This is a genomic window from Endozoicomonas sp. (genome assembly GCF_965196975.1).
In the GTDB taxonomy this organism is placed as follows: Bacteria; Pseudomonadota; Gammaproteobacteria; order Pseudomonadales; family Endozoicomonadaceae; genus Endozoicomonas.
In genome coordinates, this window is sequence record NZ_OZ239981.1 from 3,490,697 (window position 1) to 3,513,062 (window position 22,366).

The 22,366-nt window shown below is 46.3% G+C and carries 18 protein-coding genes; 10 read left to right on the forward strand and 8 right to left on the reverse strand.

Annotation, left to right across the window (positions count from 1 at the left end):
- Nucleotides 1–24 precede the first annotated feature (24 nt).
- Nucleotides 25–303: a hypothetical protein gene (locus tag ACOCLE_RS15630; protein WP_419533257.1), complete on the forward strand. Its 279-nt coding sequence runs from the start codon at nucleotides 25–27 to the stop codon at nucleotides 301–303.
- Between the two features lie 132 nt (nucleotides 304–435).
- Here the strand turns inward: ACOCLE_RS15630 and ACOCLE_RS15635 are convergent, their stop codons facing one another.
- From ACOCLE_RS15635 to tnpC (ACOCLE_RS15645), 3 genes are all read right to left on the reverse strand, one after another.
- Nucleotides 436–1,761, reverse strand: a complete 1,326-nt coding sequence (locus tag ACOCLE_RS15635; protein ID WP_419533258.1) for a hypothetical protein — start codon at nucleotides 1,759–1,761, stop codon at nucleotides 436–438.
- A gap of 444 nt (nucleotides 1,762–2,205) precedes the next feature.
- Nucleotides 2,206–3,135: a hypothetical protein gene (locus ACOCLE_RS15640; protein ID WP_419533259.1), complete on the reverse strand. Its 930-nt coding sequence runs from the start codon at nucleotides 3,133–3,135 to the stop codon at nucleotides 2,206–2,208.
- A 24-nt stretch (nucleotides 3,136–3,159) separates the two neighbouring features.
- Nucleotides 3,160–4,665: an IS66 family transposase gene (gene tnpC, locus ACOCLE_RS15645; protein ID WP_419532963.1), complete on the reverse strand. Its 1,506-nt coding sequence runs from the start codon at nucleotides 4,663–4,665 to the stop codon at nucleotides 3,160–3,162.
- Nucleotides 4,666–5,070: 405 nt separating this feature from the next.
- Between tnpC (ACOCLE_RS15645) and ACOCLE_RS15650 the strand changes: the two genes are divergently transcribed.
- Nucleotides 5,071–5,760 (forward strand): DnaJ domain-containing protein, encoded by a 690-nt coding sequence (locus ACOCLE_RS15650; protein ID WP_419533260.1) that lies wholly within the window; start codon nucleotides 5,071–5,073, stop codon nucleotides 5,758–5,760.
- On the opposite strand, the gene tnpC (ACOCLE_RS15655) is transcribed toward ACOCLE_RS15650, so the two are convergent.
- The gene (gene tnpC / locus ACOCLE_RS15655; RefSeq protein WP_419532963.1) at nucleotides 5,727–7,232 is read right to left on the reverse strand and encodes an IS66 family transposase; all 1,506 of its coding nucleotides are present in this window, start codon (nucleotides 7,230–7,232) and stop codon (nucleotides 5,727–5,729) included. The two genes, ACOCLE_RS15650 and tnpC (ACOCLE_RS15655), sit on opposite strands and share 34 nt — an antisense overlap.
- A gap of 577 nt (nucleotides 7,233–7,809) precedes the next feature.
- Complete coding sequence (locus ACOCLE_RS15660; protein ID WP_419533261.1) at nucleotides 7,810–9,462, reverse strand: phytoene desaturase family protein; 1,653 nt, start codon at nucleotides 9,460–9,462, stop codon at nucleotides 7,810–7,812.
- 173 nt (nucleotides 9,463–9,635) lie between these two features.
- Here ACOCLE_RS15660 and ACOCLE_RS15665 point away from each other — a divergent pair, with 173 nt between their 5' ends.
- Nucleotides 9,636–10,691 (forward strand): alcohol dehydrogenase family protein, encoded by a 1,056-nt coding sequence (locus tag ACOCLE_RS15665; RefSeq protein WP_419533262.1) that lies wholly within the window; start codon nucleotides 9,636–9,638, stop codon nucleotides 10,689–10,691.
- A 193-nt stretch (nucleotides 10,692–10,884) separates the two neighbouring features.
- Here ACOCLE_RS15665 and ACOCLE_RS15670 read toward each other — a convergent pair whose 3' ends face one another.
- A complete protein-coding gene (locus tag ACOCLE_RS15670) occupies nucleotides 10,885–11,628 on the reverse strand; it encodes an SDR family NAD(P)-dependent oxidoreductase (protein WP_419533263.1) in 744 nt (247 codons plus the stop codon).
- Nucleotides 11,629–11,763: 135 nt separating this feature from the next.
- Here ACOCLE_RS15670 and ACOCLE_RS15675 point away from each other — a divergent pair, with 135 nt between their 5' ends.
- The 3 genes from ACOCLE_RS15675 to ACOCLE_RS15685 all read left to right on the forward strand — a co-directional run bounded on the left by ACOCLE_RS15675 (nucleotide 11,764) and on the right by ACOCLE_RS15685 (nucleotide 14,202).
- Nucleotides 11,764–12,363: a LysE/ArgO family amino acid transporter gene (locus tag ACOCLE_RS15675; protein ID WP_419533264.1), complete on the forward strand. Its 600-nt coding sequence runs from the start codon at nucleotides 11,764–11,766 to the stop codon at nucleotides 12,361–12,363.
- A gap of 87 nt (nucleotides 12,364–12,450) precedes the next feature.
- The gene (locus ACOCLE_RS15680) at nucleotides 12,451–13,629 is read left to right on the forward strand and encodes a MerR family transcriptional regulator (protein ID WP_419533265.1); all 1,179 of its coding nucleotides are present in this window, start codon (nucleotides 12,451–12,453) and stop codon (nucleotides 13,627–13,629) included.
- Between the two features lie 21 nt (nucleotides 13,630–13,650).
- Nucleotides 13,651–14,202 (forward strand): GNAT family N-acetyltransferase, encoded by a 552-nt coding sequence (locus tag ACOCLE_RS15685; protein ID WP_419533266.1) that lies wholly within the window; start codon nucleotides 13,651–13,653, stop codon nucleotides 14,200–14,202.
- A 45-nt stretch (nucleotides 14,203–14,247) separates the two neighbouring features.
- On the opposite strand, the gene ACOCLE_RS15690 is transcribed toward ACOCLE_RS15685, so the two are convergent.
- Nucleotides 14,248–15,159, reverse strand: a complete 912-nt coding sequence (locus tag ACOCLE_RS15690; RefSeq protein ID WP_419533267.1) for a pseudouridine-5'-phosphate glycosidase — start codon at nucleotides 15,157–15,159, stop codon at nucleotides 14,248–14,250.
- Nucleotides 15,160–15,537: 378 nt separating this feature from the next.
- Between ACOCLE_RS15690 and ACOCLE_RS15695 the strand changes: the two genes are divergently transcribed.
- The 4 genes from ACOCLE_RS15695 to ACOCLE_RS15710 all read left to right on the forward strand — a co-directional run bounded on the left by ACOCLE_RS15695 (nucleotide 15,538) and on the right by ACOCLE_RS15710 (nucleotide 19,719).
- A complete protein-coding gene (locus tag ACOCLE_RS15695; RefSeq protein WP_419533268.1) occupies nucleotides 15,538–16,854 on the forward strand; it encodes a dicarboxylate/amino acid:cation symporter in 1,317 nt (438 codons plus the stop codon).
- Nucleotides 16,855–16,974: 120 nt separating this feature from the next.
- The gene (gene thiE / locus ACOCLE_RS15700) at nucleotides 16,975–17,619 is read left to right on the forward strand and encodes a thiamine phosphate synthase (RefSeq protein WP_419533269.1); all 645 of its coding nucleotides are present in this window, start codon (nucleotides 16,975–16,977) and stop codon (nucleotides 17,617–17,619) included.
- Nucleotides 17,620–17,699: 80 nt separating this feature from the next.
- On the forward strand, nucleotides 17,700–18,980 hold the full coding sequence (gene hemL, locus ACOCLE_RS15705; protein WP_419533270.1) for a glutamate-1-semialdehyde 2,1-aminomutase: 1,281 nt from the start codon (nucleotides 17,700–17,702) through the stop codon (nucleotides 18,978–18,980).
- Between the two features lie 106 nt (nucleotides 18,981–19,086).
- Complete coding sequence (locus tag ACOCLE_RS15710; protein ID WP_419533271.1) at nucleotides 19,087–19,719, forward strand: hypothetical protein; 633 nt, start codon at nucleotides 19,087–19,089, stop codon at nucleotides 19,717–19,719.
- Nucleotides 19,720–19,806: 87 nt separating this feature from the next.
- Here the strand turns inward: ACOCLE_RS15710 and ACOCLE_RS15715 are convergent, their stop codons facing one another.
- Nucleotides 19,807–22,338, reverse strand: coding sequence for a hypothetical protein (locus tag ACOCLE_RS15715; protein ID WP_419533272.1), 2,532 nt, complete (start codon nucleotides 22,336–22,338; stop codon nucleotides 19,807–19,809).
- Nucleotides 22,339–22,366: the final 28 nt, after the last annotated feature.

Here is a 22,366-nt window from a genome sequence, read left to right on the forward strand (position 1 = left end):
AAAAAACACTCAGGAATTGTTTTAATGGACTCTGATAAAACCAACATCGAAGAACAGCTGAAAGCCGTAGAAAAAAAGTTAATGTTGACGCAGATGGCGGATGCTCCGGCCATGATCGTAATCGGATTAGGCATGTTTGCCAAATTCGGAGAGTCTCCTGAGTCACTGCACCCATGGCTTGGCAACACACTGATTGTTGACCCTGCGCTGGCTGTTGCCATTCCCATCGCCATTTTCTGCGCATTTCAGTCGTTCAGGCTGATGAAAAAAATCAATGCGTTAAAAAAGCTGAGCAACGGGTAGTCGTTACTGAATCAGGCCTGTTGCCTCAGTGTAAATAGAAGACAGGCCTGTCTTTACTTTCCTCAGGATACCTTTTCAAGGTGTATTCCACCCTATTCTAAATCAATCAGTAATTACGGTAGACACTTTCAATTATGAATGTACAGCTGGGTCTGCGACAGCCGTTGGTATTGGCGTCATCAACTCTTTAAGCCTTTTTACTCTTTCAATAAAAGCCTGCTGTTGGGGTTCTCCTATAAGCCTTTCTAACTTTTCACCAAAGCCCTTTAATAGCCTATAAAACTGATCCCTAGTATCTTCCTGTTTTTTTGCGGCAATTGTCATTGTCCCGATAGCTAAAGATAAGCCTTCACCAGAACTCAACTCAGAACCGCTGTCTGGTTCTGAAACCGCCTTTATCATTAAATCTACTACCCGGTCTCTGTGGTAATGGCATTCACAGTACAAATTATCCAGCGAGTCATTGCCTGCTGGAAAGCAGAGGTCCATATCAATAAGTTTAATATTAGCTTTCCCAGTATCCATTTCTAAAGGCTCAACCATAACGTTTGTCAATTTTGACCGATCATGCCGTCCCCATAGATAGTCAAGCAATACGCTTTCTGAATACACCAACTCATCGATCACCCCCAGTCTTAAGAGTGTTTTCAAGTCAGCCTGCCTAAGATCAAAATTTTTCCCTAAATGCCCAAGGTTTCGAAGAGTTCTGAGATGAACATCAGCGTTAACACCCTTTATTTCAGCCATCAAAGTACCAAACTCACGGTGATTATTCAGTCCAATTTCAGTACAGGCGAGCCTGCCTGACAGCTTCAACATTTTCGCAAGATCAAAGGCCAGTTTTGCTCTTAATGGCGCCTGTAGAAAGCCTCCTTTAAGGGGATATAACTGCTTCAAATTTTCTGGGGGATTGTTAAATGAAGCAATGAATTTTTCACTGTCTGTCTTGCTTTCCGTTTTAAAGACAAAACTGATAGACTCTGTGGAAATGTCATGCAGTTTGAAGGGAATAACGGTACCAAATTTTCCACCCCCTACTGCATCTGATTTATTTCCCTGACCACAATATATTTTGATGTTGTACTCCCTCAATACTCTCAGAGGGAATTCACTCCCCTGTATTCTCACTTTGCCTTTTCTGGTGACAAGATCATTCAGATACGATGGTGATTCCTCGTAACATTTTTGAGGAAAAACCGCTTTTATTAACTCCATGTGCCGGGTTAAATGCCGGTGAGCAATACAGTTTCCACCTCCCTCAATTCTGGTACTGCTGATGACTCCTCTTCCATGAAAACGGGTCACATTATTTTTATTTCTAAATGTGCCTTTAATCGGTGAGGAAGGCTCGCTGACCACACCTGATGGTAAGCAATAACCTTCGTCTTTTTCGTCAATAACGTTCCTGAAGATAGCCGTTTCTGAACTGCATTTTATCCCGGTTGGAGGAAAGCTCACCGATACTTACCCTCTTTTAGTTGCTGCGATATTGATCACTCATTAAACACTAACCCGTTACCGTTCAAAATTAAGTTTATTTCTAAATTAAACCTTGTTGATTTATTACATAAAAAAACCATCATCTTAAAAGTACTAGCCCGACTGTCGCATGACAGGAACTTTAGTAACTGTAGGGTCAGGCATACTTCCAAATTCAGAGCGTCTCCTGAGTCACTGCACCCATGGCTTGGCAACACACTGATTGTTGACCCTGCGCTGGCTGTTGCCATTCCCATCGCCATTTTCTGCGCATTTCAGTCGTTCAGGCTGATGAAAAAAATCAATGCGTTAAAAAAGCTGAGCAACGGGTAATCAGAAACCAATCAGACCTGTTGCCTTACTCTTATCTAAAGGCAACGAGGTCTGCACCTGTGTGTTCACCCTTTTCACAGGATAATATTTTCAACCATGCAGCCTTCTTCTATCTCCTGAACGATGGTCATCCTCACAGACTTCTACTGAAACCACTTCCATAGGAATAACAGCATAAGGTTCAGACTGGTGAAGCACCTGTACTGGCTGAGAACTCTGACCAGGCTCCACTGTCTCTTTCTTGTCTTTTGATTTTCCAGAACAACACAATTTGGTGATACCAGCTCCCACTCCTAACATTGACAGCCCGATTCCTGACGCTGCTGCTGAAGCCTGAGCAACAGTTAGTTGAACAGTGGTCTGCTTGTTTTTCATCTCCTGAATCTGCTTCTGAAGCAGTGCAATCCGCGCAGTCAGATTGGCTACCTGTTCCTGATGTTGTTCCTGAAGCGCTGTATTCTCAGCCGTACAGTTTGCAACCAGATCTTGATATTGTTCTTGAGCTTGATGAAGCTTGGACTGTAAATCATTATTTACATCAACTTGATGCTGGCAAACCAAATGACCAGCCGTTGCGTTTTGCTTTACTGCCTGAGTACAGTATTCAGAAACTTTTCTCTGATCCATTGTTTCAAGTTTATTGTATGATTTGTCTTCAAACCTGGCTTGACATACTCGAGCATCACCTTCGAATTTTCTTAGCTGTACGTTACATTGTTCATTTTTTTCGATTTGCTTCATGACGAAGTCATTATTTTGAATCATGTTGCAATTAACGATATCTCCAGTGTTCGGCGGAGCAACTGCTACAGCAGAAACGCCCGAAATACCTGCTAAAAAAAGTACTCCAGCTCTGGCCAGCCTGGAACTATCACTGGATGACGACATACTATTAGGTACATGTTTTTTTATAACATGCCGGTGACCGGCTCGCCCTTCCTCAGATTCAACATTTTCAGGTCTTGCTACTCTATTTTGCGCATCACCCGCATGACCTAGACTTCCAATTACTCCACCCATAAATAAACCTTTAAAAAATCGTAACTATTCAGCACCCAGCAAAGGCGTATTGTTGTAATTTCGAACCGCTTTAAGAAGCGCCTGAAATATGTTCAACCCCTGCTTTTTAGCAGATGATAAATAGCTTCGGATTCGGGTAAACATGGTACCTCCGTCTTCGCTTCTGAAGCAGCCTGAGATCTTCTGCTTAAGTTTGGCCATCCTGGCATCACGTTCACTGCCATTGTTATCGAAGGGAATTGAAAAGTCCGACATGAAGCGCAACGTTTCAACCTTAAACTCAATAAGCCTTTTGAACAGGTTGTAGGCCTTGGTATTCCTGACCTTCTTACGTCCAAGCACCTGTCGTTGTTTTTCCATATAAGCGGTTTCCTTCGTGAGAGCCCTTTGAAGGATTTGGTCGTATATCGTCTCAATGCGAAGCTGTATTGCACCAGGCATTTGAGTCAGACCGGCTGCTTTGTATTTCTTGCAGAAGTGCCAGGAGAGCGTAAGCAATTTCATCAGCCGCAGAGCCAGCTTATTCGCATCCCTATCGACAACTCCCTGAAGCTCTCTCAGATGATGGGCATTACAAAGCACATGCACTGCCGCATAGGCAAAGTAGGACTTCCAATGATCGTGAACCAGAATGCCTGCAAAAGTCAGCAGGATGCCCATTGCATCCATTGCTTCACAACCTCGCCTTTCTGAGAGGTAGTAAAGCGTCCATTGGTCATCTCGCATAATGTGTAACCACCACAGTGAACCGTCAACCCGCATGCCAGTTTCATCCGCTCCTGCAACCGGACTTTCTTGTAAAGCATCGCGGATACTCTGCTCAGTAGAGGCCAGGTTCTCATGGGTATAGGCAACAAAATTGGCAACAGAGCCTGCGCTGACACTCATGCAATAAATAGTATTGAAATACTCAGACACCCGGTGATATGGGATGAAGTGATACTGGTTTAAATGAACAGCCATTGCCTGAGTCACTTCTCCGTATTGAGCAGCGGCTTTCACTCCTTGGGGAAACTCAGCGGTGTTCCGTTTACCACAAGGACATACTTTAACGTCTGCCCAGTACGCGGTAACTTCAAATTCTCCGGGTCTACCTGGATCAAAAACCTGTCGCTCAATGTATTTGGTGGGTTTAATATCGATAAGCGAAGACTGGCAACAGCAACATTTTTCAACCTTCAGATGCCTGACATAATCGGGTAAGGCGACACGTCTCAAACAAGAGCCTTGATGACCTTTCTGGCCACCTGGTTTATTGCCTGAAGATGGTCTAAGGCTTTTGGGGTTCGGTGTTTCCTGTGAGGAGCAGGGGGCTTCTTTGGAAGATGTATCACCTTTATCACTCCCTTTTTTACTGGGCTTTTGATAACCATCTGACGATGGTGGCTTACTACTGTTTTGACTGTTTTTATTAACCCTTTCTTCCAGTTCGCTGCAACGTTCCCGTAAAAGCGCATTCTCGGTCCGAAGCTCTTCATTCTCTTTAAGGAGAGCTTCGGTAAACGGAGTAGCTGGGAAGTCTGGTTCCATACTGGAGATTTGTTAGAAAAATTGAGTATAAGATGATGGTCGAAAAATCAGAAAATTCCAGATTTATATGAAGGGTGCTGAATAGTTACAAAAAATCAACTCCATTAAATGGTGTGCGTGATATCTTTATTACCAGCTGTGCTTTTTATCCGGGAATAAAAAAACTGCATCTTTTATGATTGTTTTAGTTATGAAAAGTTCAATTTTTATTAGCTATTTAAAACTATTAAATGCAGTGAACCATTAACCTTTCATCGAAACACCATTAGCAAACATTCAGCCCTTAAGGCATGTTGCTTATGTTTGTTATTACTCAATGAGAACATTTTCTCTTGGTCTATAGTTGGCTCATAGACGTTCCAACTCTGTTTATTGAAATCCCCTTGTAGCAATACTGGATGCATTATGGAATTCAAAGACTACTACAAGATTCTGGGTGTTGATCCTGATGCTGATAAGAAGACGATAAAGAACGCCTACCGAAAGCTGGCCAGGAAGTATCACCCGGATGTCAGTGACCATCATGATGCTGAAAACCAGTTCAAGGAGGTTGCTGAAGCTTATGAAGTACTGAAAGACGACGCTAAACGTGCAGAGTACGATGAAATTCGTCAGTATGGAGGATCTCAACAGGGCTTTCGCCCACCGCCTGGCTGGGAACCCTCCGGTTCCTGGAGCGATGGTGGAAATCATTTTCAGGGCGACTTTTCAGATTTTTTTTCGTCCATTTTTGGCAGTGGCTCAGGCTCCCAAGCCAGCGACTTTGGACGACACAGGACATATAGCCAGCGAGGGCAGGATATTGAAACCGAGATGCCTGTTTTTCTTGAAGACACCCTCTCGGAAGAGTCCAAAACCATCTCCTATAGCCTGCCCCACTACGATGAGCATGGCCATGTCACCGAGATGAATAAAACCCTTAAGGTAAAAATCCCTCCCGGCGTAACCGATGGAGAGTTGATTCGCCTGAAAGGGCAGGGTTCACCGGGCATCGGTGATGGTGGCAGTGGTGATTTGTATCTGCGAATTCGGATGGTGCCTCATCCATTGTTTGATGGTAACTATTCAGCACCCAGCAAAGGCGTATTGTTGTAATTTCGAACCGCTTTAAGAAGCGCCTGAAATATGTTCAACCCCTGCTTTTTAGCAGATGATAAATAGCTTCGGATTCGGGTAAACATGGTACCTCCGTCTTCGCTTCTGAAGCAGCCTGAGATCTTCTGCTTAAGTTTGGCCATCCTGGCATCACGTTCACTGCCATTGTTATCGAAGGGAATTGAAAAGTCCGACATGAAGCGCAACGTTTCAACCTTAAACTCAATAAGCCTTTTGAACAGGTTGTAGGCCTTGGTATTCCTGACCTTCTTACGTCCAAGCACCTGTCGTTGTTTTTCCATATAAGCGGTTTCCTTCGTGAGAGCCCTTTGAAGGATTTGGTCGTATATCGTCTCAATGCGAAGCTGTATTGCACCAGGCATTTGAGTCAGACCGGCTGCTTTGTATTTCTTGCAGAAGTGCCAGGAGAGCGTAAGCAATTTCATCAGCCGCAGAGCCAGCTTATTCGCATCCCTATCGACAACTCCCTGAAGCTCTCTCAGATGATGGGCATTACAAAGCACATGCACTGCCGCATAGGCAAAGTAGGACTTCCAATGATCGTGAACCAGAATGCCTGCAAAAGTCAGCAGGATGCCCATTGCATCCATTGCTTCACAACCTCGCCTTTCTGAGAGGTAGTAAAGCGTCCATTGGTCATCTCGCATAATGTGTAACCACCACAGTGAACCGTCAACCCGCATGCCAGTTTCATCCGCTCCTGCAACCGGACTTTCTTGTAAAGCATCGCGGATACTCTGCTCAGTAGAGGCCAGGTTCTCATGGGTATAGGCAACAAAATTGGCAACAGAGCCTGCGCTGACACTCATGCAATAAATAGTATTGAAATACTCAGACACCCGGTGATATGGGATGAAGTGATACTGGTTTAAATGAACAGCCATTGCCTGAGTCACTTCTCCGTATTGAGCAGCGGCTTTCACTCCTTGGGGAAACTCAGCGGTGTTCCGTTTACCACAAGGACATACTTTAACGTCTGCCCAGTACGCGGTAACTTCAAATTCTCCGGGTCTACCTGGATCAAAAACCTGTCGCTCAATGTATTTGGTGGGTTTAATATCGATAAGCGAAGACTGGCAACAGCAACATTTTTCAACCTTCAGATGCCTGACATAATCGGGTAAGGCGACACGTCTCAAACAAGAGCCTTGATGACCTTTCTGGCCACCTGGTTTATTGCCTGAAGATGGTCTAAGGCTTTTGGGGTTCGGTGTTTCCTGTGAGGAGCAGGGGGCTTCTTTGGAAGATGTATCACCTTTATCACTCCCTTTTTTACTGGGCTTTTGATAACCATCTGACGATGGTGGCTTACTACTGTTTTGACTGTTTTTATTAACCCTTTCTTCCAGTTCGCTGCAACGTTCCCGTAAAAGCGCATTCTCGGTCCGAAGCTCTTCATTCTCTTTAAGGAGAGCTTCGGTAAACGGAGTAGCTGGGAAGTCTGGTTCCATACTGGAGATTTGTTAGAAAAATTGAGTATAAGATGATGGTCGAAAAATCAGAAAATTCCAGATTTATATGAAGGGTGCTGAATAGTTACAATTTAAGTTTATTTGTTGCTCGGAATTAAGTGCATTAACTGTCTTTTATTCATTTCTCTCATTTTGATTAACTCGCTGTATTGATCGAAGATCTAAAGTTCCCTGAGGCACAGGGGACATCATGTGAACCGATAAGATGCAGCCATATCCTCGAATTTCACAACGTCGAGTATCAAGATGTCGCATTTCTACAGGTTGCAAAGCAGGCCGAAGCACTCCAACTGGCCCAGGTTGAACAGTAATGACTGTAGGACGAAACATCATTTGCGGTGGATGATCAGGTGAATATACGTTCACATGGAAGAAAGTATTATCTATTACTATACCTGCATTTATCATATGCAGGCCTTATATAAGTACTGAAACATATGTTTCCTTATCAATAAAATGCCGGGGTTATTGCTTTGGACTTAATTAGCATCCGGCACTTAAAGTAGAGGGATATAAGAAAAATGCTATCTCCAGATAATATTTTTAAAATACCCGATTAATGACTCCTATTTAACGGCCTATTTTGCACCGGCTTCCAGCTACGTAACTGCTTGAGCATCTTCCAGCCACCGACCATCCCCAGTACCGAACCGGCCGTCATTAGTCCTGACATGGCTGCACCAACCACACCGGCGGTCATTACATCCTGCCCTGTCAGATAAAGACCGGGAATATCCGTTTTAGGTTTCAGCCAGTCCTGGTTAAATCGATTGGGGTCGTGGCTTAGCCCGTAAATTTCTCCTTTCTTGTAGAAACAGAAGAAGTCGGTAGATAAGGGCGTTGATAGCTCATAGTAATCAATTTTCCCCCGGAGCTGAGGCAGCTTTTCATAGAGCACTTCAAGCAGACGTTCAGAAAAGCCTTCTTTCAACGCATCATAATCCTCACCACGTTTTCCCCAGGTTTCATCTTTCCACTGCTCAAACCATTCATATTTTGCCGGAGCCACAATTTCAATAGTGGCACGATTGGGGTAACGCTCATCCCAGCTTGCATCCTTAGCCGACGGGAACGAGATATAAACAACCGGAAATGGTTGATTACTGTCTTTCAAAAAGTGATCAACATTCTGGCCATGGTGTTCATCCTGATAGATCCAGAAGTTGGTCTTGGGTAAATCGAGATTTTCTGCCGTATCGGCAATACCGATATACATCCCCAGATGGGTCATGGAAGGTGTTACCTGATTCAACTTATCCAGATACCCCGTCGTTCTTGCTGTGGATGCAGGCAGCAAGCGACCAAACGTATTAAAAACACCGGCATTGCTGATGACCCGCTGTGCGCGTATATCGGTGCCATCTTTCATTTTGACGCCCACTGCCTGACCATTCTCAATCAGAATTTTGGTAACTTCTGCATAGGTGAACAGCTCTCCACCACTGGCCTGAATCTGGGGAATCATGGTTTCGGCTATGCGTGAGGCTCCACCAACCGGGTAGTAACCGCCAAACATATAATGTCTGGCGATCAGGGCATGCACCATAAAGCTGGATTGCTCCGGTGGCAGACCATTATCCCCCCACTGCCCAGTGAGTACCGCAATCAATTTTTTATTGCTGGTCAGGCGGCTGAGTACATCGATGGTAGGTTCATTAAAAAACGACGGTAGCTTGCCTTTTCCCACCAAGCGCATGGCTTTATTGAGCCAGCCCGGCAACAGTTTCTGCGCCGAAAATGCGGGCATGGCATTGGACACTTCTTTGAGCAGGTTAAGGTACTGATCAATAGCGTCAGTTTCATCCGGAAAGTATTGAACCATCTGTTTTCGGAAGGCATCTTTACCTCGGATCAGGTCATACTGATCATCCCCCAGATAAAACCGATCATAGTTATCAGCCATGGGTGACCACTGGAGCTCTCCATCAGTCAGGTAACCAAACAGCGCTCCCGCCATGGTCTTCGGATTACCCACATCCCCCACATAGTGAACACCCACATCCCACTCATAACCATTGCGACTGTAACTGTGACTGAAGCCACCAGCGGTGTAATGCTGCTCAAGCACCAGCACTTTCTGACCCGCCTTGGAAAGACAGACAGCAGCGGCCATACCGCCTGGGCCTGAGCCAATCACAATCGTGTCATAAGGCCCTTCCAGCCGGTTGCTGCGGTAACGGCGCCCGATTCGGATCGTACTGGGTTTCATCCAATCACCTTTTTATTATTATTCTATTTTGCTTAGCTACTTTGGAGGCTAGGCCAATCAGGGAACAGTGTATGTTTTCACAACACAATGTGAACAGTACGCAATATTGCATCTTTATAAAATGATATTTGCCCCAATTTATCTTCAAAACTGAATAATTAACGGGAAGTAAGATGTCTCAGTTACCCGAAAAAATGAGTGGCGTTATTCTCACTGGGCATGGCGGACCTGAACAGCTGGAATATCGGAACAACCTTCCCATTCCAGTACCAGGTGATAGAGAAGTACTGATCCAGGTTTATGCGGCAGGTGTCAACAATACCGATATCAATATCAGAACCGGCTGGTATTCCAAGTCCGGGGATCATGAAGAGGACGCAGGCTGGACCGGTGAAGCATTCCACTTTCCCAGAATACAGGGTGCCGATGTCTGTGGCGTGATCGTAGCAGTCGGTCCGGGCGTCAGTGCTGCACGTATCGGCGAAAGAGTGTTAATCGAACCCTGCCTGCGTGAGAAAGACGGTAAAACGTTGACTAACCCCTGGTACTTTGGTGCTGAGTGTGATGGAGGGTTTGCAGAGTACACAACCGTCGCATCCAGACACGCTTATAAGATTTCCAGCGCCTTAACGGCTGTTGAACTTGCCTCCTTTCCCTGCTCATACTCAACTGCGGAAAACCTGTTGACCAAGCCCAACGTTAAGACGGGAGATACCGTTCTGGTAACCGGTGCGTCCGGTGGCGTTGGCTCCGCAGCAGTACAGCTTGCCAAAGCCCGGGGGGCGCGTGTTATCGCCATTACCAGCCCGGAGAAATCCGAAGAACTTCTGAAGATTGGCGCCTCAAAAACCATTTCACGCTCTGACAGTGTGATCGATGCCCTGGGCAGCAACAGTGTGGACGTGGTGATCGACCTGGTGGGAGGCAATCAGTGGGGAGAGCTTCTTGAAGTATTGAAGTCTGGTGGCCGCTATGCCGTAGCCGGTGCTATTGCAGGCCCTCTTGTTGAGCTTGATCTGCGAACACTGTATTTAAAAGACTTAAGCTTCTTTGGCTGCACCGTACTTGAGCCGGAGGTTTTTGCCAATCTGGTTCACCATATTGAAGCAGGTGATATCAAACCGGTGGTCGCACATACTTTCCCACTGGAGCAAATTGCGGAAGCTCAGGAAGTGTTTCTTCAGAAGAAGCATACCGGGAAGATTGTGTTATCAGTTGCGGAGAAATAATCCCCCCCTGATCGATATATTTGAATAGGCTGTGGAAACGCCATAGCCTTTATACAGAAAATAACCTTTTATGCCTTATTTCCAGATCAGCAGACTTTGCTGTAAAAAAAAATAGAGTCATGGGAGTTGGAATACATAACCATCTCCCGCTACGCCATGATACCTAATCAGCGCTAATGCCTGAAAAAAGAGACTACTGACAGGTATACCCACCATCAATCGGAACCAGTGCTCCGGTCATAAAGCTGTTTTCTGAAGACAATAGGTAACAGGCCAGACTGGCAATTTCAGCGGGTTTGGCAATTTTCTTAATCGGCTGGGCACCTTCAAGCATATCCATAATTTCTGATTCACTGACTCCACTCAGCTGGTTATATTCGGTAACTGCCTTTTTCAGAATGCCGGTTTCACACGTTCCCGGGCAGATACAATTCACCCGGATATTAAAGGATGCATAATCAATAGCAGTGCTTTTTGTAAGCTGGGCGATGGCACCTTTACTCATACCATAGACAGAACTGCTACCCTTACCAACAAAAGACTGGTCCGACCCCATAAGCAGAATGGATCCACTCTCCTGTTTTCTCATTACTGGAAGCACTGCTTTTAACAGGTAGAAGATACCGAAACAATTAATACTGATGACTTTCTGCATATCTTCAATAGCAGTCTCTTCAATCGTTCCAAATTTATGAATGCCGGCATTGGCAAAGAGAGCATCAATTTTTCCTTCAGCAGCTATGACACTTTGCACAGCATTCTGAATCTGGTCAAAGCTGGACACATCACAGTGAATAAATTTTGAGCCTACGGCTTCTGACTCAACAATATCCAGGTTATACACTCTGGCTCCTTCACCAGATAGCCTTTGCCCTGTTTCCAAGCCAATCCCCGAAGAGCCACCACTGACAATCACAACTTTATTTTGAAATCGCATGACAACCCATCCCATCGAGAAAGGCTCAAGAATAGTCTCAGTATTTCATTTCAGCCATCGGCTTTTCGTCTGTTATGATTTCCTGTCAAAGTACGCTTACTGATCCAATAAAAATTTCTAAAACAGGTTGTTACGTTGTCTGCATATCTTTCCGGTTTCTCTCTCAGCTTGTCACTAATCCTGGCAATTGGCTCTCAAAATGCCTTTGTTCTGAAGCAGGGAATAAAAAAACACTATGTCTTTCTGGTCTGTCTGCTCTGTGCATTTTCCGACGCACTGCTGATCTCTCTGGGCGTTGCTGGCTTTGGTGTGGTCGTTGAGCAGTTCCCGGAAATTGAGGTTTTTGCCCGCTATGGGGGCGCTGCTTTTCTTATTGCCTATGCCCTATTGAGCTTTCGCTCTGCCTTTACGGAAACCCATGCCCTTGATGAAAATGCCAGTGTTCCCCGGTCGATATGGAAGACCATGGCTGTCTGCCTGGCGTTTACCTGGCTGAATCCTCATGTTTATCTGGATACCGTAGTACTTCTGGGTTCCATCTCAACCCAGTATGAAGGACAGCAACTGGAGTTTACGCTGGGAGCCATCACCGCCTCCTTCACATTCTTCTTTAGTCTTGGCTATGGCGCAAGGCTTCTCAGCCCTCTGTTTCAAAACCCGAAGTCATGGAAGTTTCTGGAATTCTTTGTGGGCCTGACCATGCTAACCATTGCCAGTTCACTGCTACTCACCTGAATTGTTTTTCTTCAACACATCGCTTGACCTGACTATAGCTTCATAGTTTATCTTGCCTGCCATCCAGAGTGAGTCAGGCGCACATGAATGTATCGAATATCCGAACTGGCTGAACAGGTTGGTTTGTCTCGAGCCACACTCCTCTATTACGAGAAGATTGGACTGATCAAAGGCAAGCGGCAGGCTAATGGCTATCGCATCTACAGTGATCGAGATGTCCAGCGGCTCCACCTGATCCAACAGCTACAGGCTGGCGGATTAACGCTGAAAGAGTGTCAGGCCTGCCTCGATGCCAAAGTTGAACGGCAAGTACTTCTCAACCGACTCCATCAGCTTGATGAAGAGATTGCCCAAAAGCAGCAGTCACGACAGTTACTGGCTGCCCTGCTGGGTGAAGGTGAGCTTACTGCATGGCATGAGCAGGTCGATAAAATTGCACCTGACGCCCATCTGGATTGGTTAAAAAAACAGGGTTTTGATGAGAAAAACGCCCTGCGATTGAAGTGGTTATCAAAAGATATGAACAGTCATCAAGCGTATATGGCCGATTTCATGCGTGTTTTTGACACGCTAGACCGATGGGGACCAGGCTCAGAAGCAGAAACCCTGAAAGCCCTGGCACAAGTACCCGTATCCCCAAAAGCCATTCTTGAACTGGGCTGTGGTAGAGGTATCGCCACAACAGTATTGGCTCAGAACTACAATGCGCATATCACAGCCGTTGATAATGATGAACCGGCATTAAACCGCCTGATGGATCGAGCCAGAGCGACTGGTGTGGCCGAACGCATCACCACCCGTTGTGCCAGTATGACGGATCTGCCTTTTGAACCAGAGAGCTTTGACCTTATCTGGGCCGAGAGCAGCGCCTATGTAATGGGAGCCACCAACGCACTGAAGCAGTGGCGCAACCTGTTGAAACAAGACGGAGTGCTGGTCATCAGCGACCTGGTCTGGCAAACCCCGACGCCAGAAGAAGATGTCAGGGCTTTCTGGGAAAAAGAGTACCCAGACCTGGTAACGGCAGAAGAACGTTTACAACAGTCAATGGCAGCAGGCTACCGGGTAATTGACAGTTTTGCCTTAAGCAAGCAGGCCTGGCAAGCCTACTACGAACCTCTTGAGATGCGGGTCAATGACTTGAAAGACGAAATGGCTGACTCCGCTGCATTGAGAGATATACAGACCGAGCTGAACATTTACCACAACTACCTTGGGCAGTATGGCTATCAAATGTTTGTGCTACAGCGCTCAGAAAAAATGTAATTGATTTGGAGGTATGGAAACGTGGAGTTTTCAGTTTATAACCCAGGCGAAATTGACGAGATCAGAAATCTATTTACCAGGACATTTACTGTTTCAGAAAGCGAAGCGGAAGGAATCATGGTCGGTAACCTGGCCTATGAGCTAATGAATACAACGGACAACAATGACCTCTTTGTTTTTGTGGCCCGGGATCCTAGTCGACACCCTGGTGAGCAGGTTGCAGGCTGCATCATCTTTTCCCGGTTAACCTTTGACAGCGGTATTGATGCCTTTCTGCTGTCTCCCGTTGCGGTCAGCACTGATCATCAGGGTAAAGGCTCAGGTCAGGCATTAATCAATTTTGGTCTGAGCACATTAAAAGACAATGGCACTGAGTTGGTATTCACTTACGGCGACCCCAATTATTACTCGCGCACAGGATTTAAACCTGTCAGTGAAACCGTGATCAAGGCGCCACTGCCTTTGTCCCACCCGGAAGGTTGGTTAGGCCAGTCACTGGTCAGTAAGGAGATTGAGCCAATCGATGGTAAACCACAATGCGTCGAGGCAATGAATAAGCCTGAAATCTGGTAATCAAGAAAAAGAGTAGTCAACTGATCTGTGACCACTCTTTTCTGTTCAGCAATAATCGCAGGCAATTTGAGCTGCCAGCTGGACATTGTTTTTCAGCAACTCAATATTTGTCGCCAGTGATCGTCCTCTGGTTGCTTCATGTAGCCTTTTAATCAGCCAGGGGGTAATGGCTTTTCCTGTCACCCCCTCCGACGCCATGTCCTGAAGAGCCCCTTCCATAATCACTTCCACTTCCTCCAGGGTCAGTGACTGCGACTTCTCAACCGGGTTGGTAATTAATACACCACCATCGACTCCAAGCGACCAACGGGCACGAAGAATATTAGCTACCTCTACCGAACTGTCTGCACGACAGTCTACCGCCCATTGTGTTTCCCGGACGTAGAAGCCAGGCAGCTTATGCGTACCGTAACCAACGACGGTAACCCCCATGGTTTCCAGATATTCCATCGTCAACCCAAGATCCAGAATAATCTTGGGTCCTGCACAGACTACCGCCACCGGCGTTCTGGCCAGCTCCTGCAAGTCTGCAGAGATATCAAAGGTTTCCTGGGCACCACGGTGAACACCACCAATACCGCCGGTAGCAAAAATACGAATTCCGGCCTTTGCGGCAATGATCATGATGGATGCAACCGTGGTGGTGCCATTCTCGCCCTTGGCCATCAGCCAGGGTAAGTCCCGTCGACTGGCTTTATGCATCCCCTGACTGTGGCTTCCGATATAGTCAATTTCTGCTTCTGAAAGGCCTGCTTTCAGACGCCCCTTCAAAATGGCCGTGGTAGCAGGCACAGCACCAGCATCGCGAATGATTTTTTCCACGGCATGAGCAGTTTCAACATTCTCAGGCCAGGGCATACCATGACTCAGAATGGTCGATTCCAATGCAACCACGGGCTGCCCCCTGGCCAGGGCTTTCGAAACTTCAGGGCTGATATCGAGGCATTGTGATGGCATGGCTCGTCTCCAAAACAAGGTTTGACAACAGTAGCAGCGAATAATTACTGAAATGCTTTTCTGGCTTCTGACAGCCCCACTTTTGTTAAGCCACAATAGTGGTGGAGGCAGATAAAGCGCTTGCAACCTCTATATTGCCACGACTGCCATGCACTCCCCCCCGTGTAAATCCTTCCAAATCTCGTTAAGTACCCTCCGCCCCCTTGATTTCAGGCACCATCAGGAAATTCGACAATTTTCATCTAAAATAATGATTTATCCCAAAAAAACACCAAAATTTCACCTCAAGCGGGAACTTGTTCCTGATAAAACGTTCCAAGTGAGTAATGGGGGCATTGTTAGCAGAGCCGTTTCACTTTTACGATGAGTGGAGAGTGTATGATGCAGAAAAATCTAGCCCCTCAGATACTGATCGCCCTGATACTGGGTATGGTCTCGGGTATCCTTATCCAGCTGGTCTCCTCCCCCGAAGGCCTCATTCAGGAATACCTGGTCAGTGGCCTCTTTCACGCCGTAGGCGTGATGTTCGTGGCAATGATAAAAATGCTGGTTGTCCCCCTGATTTTTGTCTCCATTGTCCATGCCGTTTGCAGCCTTAATGACATTACACAGGTTGGTCGGCTGGGTGCGAAAACATTTGGGATTTATCTGGGTAACACCTTCTTTGCCATTCTGTCAGCGATTATCATCACCCTGATGATTGCACCAGGCACCGGGGCCAATCTGGGTCACGTTGATCAACTGGTTCGTTCCGGTCAGTCTGAATTGCCCTCCCTGTTGAATATGATTGTTAATGTCGTTCCGGTGAACCCTTTTCAGGCGGTAGTGGAAGGCAATATCCTGCAGATTCTCTTTATGGCAATCATTACCGGTGTCGCCATAAAGAAACTGGAAAACCATGAAACGCACAGCGTCAGCAATGCCTTTTCCCTGGCGAACAGTGTCATGATGAAACTCATTGGCATGGTCATGAGCCTGGCACCCTATGGTGTTTTCTTTCTCACCGCCAAACTGGCCGCCACATTAAACGGCAGCAGCATTTTAAGTGTGCTTTCCTATGTGGTGACCTGCCTGCTTATTATGAGCCTCTGGCTATTTGTCATTTATCCGATATTGATTGGGCTGGTCATTAAACGATCCCCGATGGTGTTTATCCGCCACACCCGTGAACAGGTCATGTTTGCCCTCTCTACCGCCAGCTCTAATGCTTCCATCCCGATTACGTACCAGACACTGATCGAAAAATTCAAAGTCCCGGAACATATCGCGGGCTTCACTGTCCCCCTGGGAGCGACCATCAATATGTCAGGCTCAGCCATTTATATGACCGTTGCCGCTCTGTTTGTAGCCAATGCCTGGCATGTGGATCTGACCCTGCTGGAAATGGGCACCATGGGATTCACCACCTTTCTTCTGGCCGTTGCTACTGGCGGTATACCTGGCGGAGCAGCAGTCTCTACCGGTGTACTGTTACACACCATGGGGCTTCCGGTTGAAGCCATGGCGATCATTCTTGCTACCGACCGGATTACCGATGCTGGTTGTACCGTCACTAACGTGGTTGGCAATACGGTTGCCGGTATTCTCTGCTCAGTGGGTGAAGCAAAACCTGAAGCCATTGAAAGCGAACCATCAGAAATTGAGAAGACTGCCATTGACTCTGCCTCTCTACAGGCAAAGCCTGACCTGTGTTAGCAAACCTTTTAAAACGGTAAGTAATAAAAACTGGTCTCATGGCTAATATTGGGCGTCCCTTAAAGACAAGGACAATAAACTGGTATACTCTGCCGGTTATTTAATAATTGGGTATGGACCATGCATAGATTTCACGGCCTGTACGGTGTTACCGATAGTCAATTGCAACCCGATGACAGAATTCTGATCGAGACAGTAGAGCAGGCTTTGATGGGCGGTATGAAAGTACTTCAATACCGCGATAAAAGCCTTGATGCTGGAAAGAGGCTGCGGCAGGCTGGAGCACTGAAGGTTCTCTGCCACCAATACCAGGCCATGCTGATCATCAACGATGATGTCGAGCTAGCCCTTGATGTAGAAGCCGATGGAGTCCATCTTGGCCAGCAGGATGAAAGTCTTGCCTACGCCAGAGAGCGCCTGGGTGATTACGCCATTATTGGTATCAGCTGTGAAAACTCTCTTGAAAAAGCACAAACCGCTGTTGCGCAGGGTGCTAACTACATTGCCTTTGGTAAGTTTTTCCCTTCCCGAACCAAACCCGATGCAAAAAATGCTGATCTTTCCATTCTTACAGAAGCTCGACAAATGTTTGACCTGCCAATCGTCGCTATTGGAGGTATTACGCTGGACAACACGCCTGACGTAATTTCAGCTGGGGCTGACATGGTTGCCGTCGTCAACAACCTGTTTGCAGCACAGAATATCCGGGATCGTTCCGAGAACTTTATGGCTCTGTTTAATGATAAGCAGCGTGAAGCTGTCTAACATCCCGCAATCGCAAAATAAATTATTGCTGCTATAACATCGAGTTTAATCTGCACAGCATACATTAAGGAATTGCCACCATGTCTCGTTCTGAAGAACTTTTTGAAGATGCCCAGACGATTATTCCCGGGGGGGTAAACTCACCGGTCAGAGCGTTTAAAGGAGTTGGCGGCAAGCCCATCTTTTTCAAAAAGGCCCGCGGTGCGCACCTCTATGATGTGGATGGCCGGGACTATATTGACTACATCGGCTCATGGGGACCTATGATCCTGGGTCATAATCACCCGGATGTGATCGCGGCTGTGCGCGATCAGGCACTTGCCGGCTTGAGCTTTGGTGCGCCAACTGAACTGGAAACCCGGCTGGCCAAGATGGTACGGGAGATGGTTCCTTCAATGGAACTTCTGCGCATGGTCAATTCCGGTACTGAAGCGACCATGAGTGCCATTCGCCTGGCTCGTGGTTTTACCGGGCGTGACCGCATCGTCAAGTTTGAGGGCTGCTACCATGGTCACTCCGACTCCCTGCTGGTAAAAGCTGGCTCTGGAGCGCTGACGCTGGGTGTACCTAACTCTCCGGGGGTTCCGGCCGCGCTCGCCGAAAAAACCATCACTCTGACCTACAACAATCTTACCGAGGTTGAAGACACCTTCAAGCAGGTAGGAAATGAAATTGCCTGCATCATTATTGAACCTGTGGCCGGCAACATGAACTGTATCCCACCGGCCCCTGGTTTTCTGGAAGGATTACGTAAGCTGTGTGATGAGTACGGCACGGTTCTTATATTTGATGAGGTTATGACGGGATTCCGTGTTGCTCTCGGTGGAGCACAAGCCTATTACGGCGTAAAGCCTGACCTGACCACACTGGGTAAAATTATTGGCGGAGGCCTGCCAGTGGGTGCTTTTGGTGGTCGAAGGGACATTATGGAACATCTGGCGCCACTGGGCCCTGTTTATCAGGCTGGAACACTTTCCGGTAACCCTCTGGCCATGGCTGCGGGTCTGGCAACGCTGGAGAACCTCTCTACCCATGGCTTTCATGAAGCCCTGACTGAGAAAACCGCAGCGCTACTGCAAGGCCTGAAGGAGAAAGCAGAAATCGCGGGTATTCCGTTCACTACATCTCAGGTAGGCGGCATGTTTGGTCTACTTTTCACAGAGCAGCAAAATGTGGACTGTTTCGCCAAAGTGATGGCCTGTGATACTGACCGCTATGCCAAATTCTTCCACGGCATGCTGGATAATGGCGTATACTTGGCGCCCTCAGCATTTGAGGCTGGATTCATTTCCATTGCCCATGGTCAGGCAGAGCTGGACGCCACACTGAAGGCAGCGGAAAAAGCATTTGCCCGTCTCTGAGCTGAATCAGCAGATAGAGAGCGAGGAATGACGCCAATCAATACGTCTAACTCGCTCGTTATCTATCGATAGAAAATAATCCAATGGTTACACCGTATTGCAAACAATGAGTTCTCTGGCCATTTCCGATGCTGTACTGGCGTTTGCCTGTTTATTTGCTGTCTTTTTGATGGCACAGCAAAAAGCTTTTGCAGAAGTGCATCGATTCTCTGCCACTGCAGCGCTTCTGGGCTTTCTGCTCATGGCGCTGGCCTCCATTACCGGCAGCCTGCGCTATGGTATATCCAGTGCCTGGTCCGGTCCTCACGAAATGCTGGTTAATGCCGCGATGTTTCTTGCCCCCCCTTTGACAGGAATTGCCACCTGTCTTGGTGTCACTGTCAGTAGCTGGAGCCGGGCAGCCTGGGGCAGATTGATATTGGGGGTATGCGTCGTTTACGAAGTATCTCGATGGTACGGTGTAGACATCATATACCGTGACCTGCAAATGGCTGTGCTGCTGATTTTCGCGTTATATCTGCTATTACGCTCATCGGTAGAGTCTGGTCCGAAATGGCTGATCATTGCTTCTGTTGCCAGCTATTTCACCGGTGCGCTGATCATCGGTACCGAGGGCACACTCGCTGGCTATCTCAGGCTGGATTTATTCCGGTACTTGATTGGACTTGGCAACCTTCTACTCAGCAGCGGCCTGTATCTACTCTTTAAATGCCGTTATCAGAATACCCAAATAGGCTAACCTGGTTTGATCTGTGCTTTGTGGGTATCTGAATCAACAGATATCCACAACCTCCAGTCACTTCCCCCTTTTTGCAACAAAGGCATCCTAGCTCGTTCTTGCACCTGCTTGTTGTTCAGACAAAGAGAAATGAGATTTAACATTTCTGCCATGAAATTCACCGCACGCGTCAGCATGGCTTTCCAGCCCATAAGATGGGTCTGCAACGGGCTTTAAATCAAAAAATTGACGCGCTCTCTCCATGTACAGTTTTTTCATTTTTCCAGACCTTGTAATACCAGCCCTTTCGGAAAAGTTATGGCCATAAGCGGAACATATTGAGCGCAAACGCTTGTCCACTATATATCCCTTCTTTTTATGAACAGAGTGACGGTAGCGACAAATTTTCTCTTTTAATTTTTCAGGTGTTACCCGCCTCTCCATTGGCTCATCCAGATAACATGCTGCTGCCCTGCCTGTCCAGTCTGAGGACAGATTAAGTAAATCATCTATTTTAAGGTCAACTGATGTGGTATCTGCTGGTAACATCTTATGATCAGCCTCAAGCAAGATATACTCAAGCTGAACTGGCGTAATAACCTGTCGGAGATAGAACCAGGCTGCATCTTCACAAACACGGCCATAGATCTCACATTGCTCCAAGCAACGTTCAATGCACTGCTTTTCTGCAACCAAATCAGCGTTATCCCTATAGCCATTAACTTCATTCAGAAACGCTCTTATCAAAGGATGAAAATCACTGAACTGCCCTGCTTTGGGTGGAAATGGTGTGAGTTCACCTTTTCGTGACGGCGTCGCTTTTAAAGGAGCATGCTGAGTCACTTCAGGCTGAGCAATATCAGACACTCTTCTTTTACTGTCATCTCTCTTAACAACAGAGCCAGACGGAAGAACACTTTCTTCAGAATCGACTGTCTCTTTTAGTAAAATGTCTTTCTGCCGACTTGCACCAACAGACTTTACTTTCTCCTTCTCTGGAACTTTAGAGCTTGAAGAAGAAGCTTCTTCAAACGGTTTACTTAAATTACGAGCAGTCTGAACTTCCCTTTGGTTTGACGTTGAAGGTCGTTTTCCTTTTTTTTTCTTACCATTTTTCTTATGGTTTCTAGCAGATGACGTTTCCGGGAGAGCAGGCTCTTCTTCAACAGGAAGATTACACTCACAAATATCAATTAGCCGATCAAGCTTAGACTTAAGCGGTCCTGATATCCCCTGATGCTCCCTTAACAATCGATACTGCTCAAACGCTTTTTGAAAATTACCATACCTAAGATAAATATCTCCGGCGTCTTTTCGCAACAGAGGAAAACTGCCCGTTTCAGAGGCTTTTATTAAATAGATGGCGGACTTTAAAGGAGACTTTCTGAAATCGACTGAACTCTGATAAGCAAGAGACAAAGTCAACTCTATAAATCCCGTCATCAGCGGTGGTGCAGGCTTACCCTCAATCTCCTGCCGATACTGATTAAAGGTAGACCATAAAAAAACCTCACCCTGTTGTCGATTTCTAAGGCTTCCTATCGTATTTTGGAATTTTCGTCTTGAAAGTTTAACCTTGGCACCCTGCTCTTTAAACACCTCACAAAACTGCCCATACCCCAGATTTTTTGCTTCAGAAATTCTTTTTTTTCCCTCCCTTGTCTGGCAAGCCGTGATATTCCACCATTCTTTATAGAACTTTCTCATAAAGCTCGCTGAGAGTTGAAAGTCACCATCTTTGACCTGGGGTATGTCATTTACCAATGGCTCTTTTCTTAAAATAGAGGCAAAAATCAGTAAGATCTGATCCTCTCCTTCGATCCCCCCTAAACACTGCAACTGCTCTAATTTATATGTAACGGTATAAATATCCCGTGGAGACAGAGCAAACACCTGAATCAGCATGGAAGGCTCGTACTTATAATCAAACAATGACAATAATTTGGGAATAAAAAATGGAGAAAACAGGCAGTATTCAGGTCGAACTGCCATCTTAATAAGAAGCCATGCTGCAGGAAAGAAGCAGGTTTCTTTAACTAATTCATAAAGCTCCTGCACACTTTCATAATCAATTCCAGATGGGCCCCGACATGAAAGCTCATGATATAATTCTATGACTCTTAAATAATAACCCAGTTGACCGTTTCTGTTATCAAGCTTTTCTAATTCAGAAATTAGCTTATTGACCGACTCTATATCACCAGAATACTGATAGGCCAAAATCAGGGAAAATAGATAATTATAAGTCTGACTAACAGTCAAAAGAGGAGATTCTCTATTGAATGAACCATAGAGGTCACCGGCATAGGAACAAATATCTTTAAATAAGTAGCAAGGATGTTCTGTCCCAAATACCCTCATAACCGCTTGAATTCTTGTTTTAGCAGGCAAACTGCTATTTTCTTCACTATCAACCGGCAGCCCATTTAGACTTGGACAGCAGGGGTAAGGTGATGGGTTACATTGACCGGATAATTCAAAGTCACAAGCAATTATGGTTGGCTGAACAGCCTCTACAGTATGCACATCATGCCCAAATACCTGACTCGCACTAACAGAAGGCTGACCATCAATTTCTTGATGCCCACCAACCTCTGGAAACCCTTTCCAGGCATTTAAAGCATCTCTACATGAATCCACATAAATCTCCATTGAAATTAAGAAGATA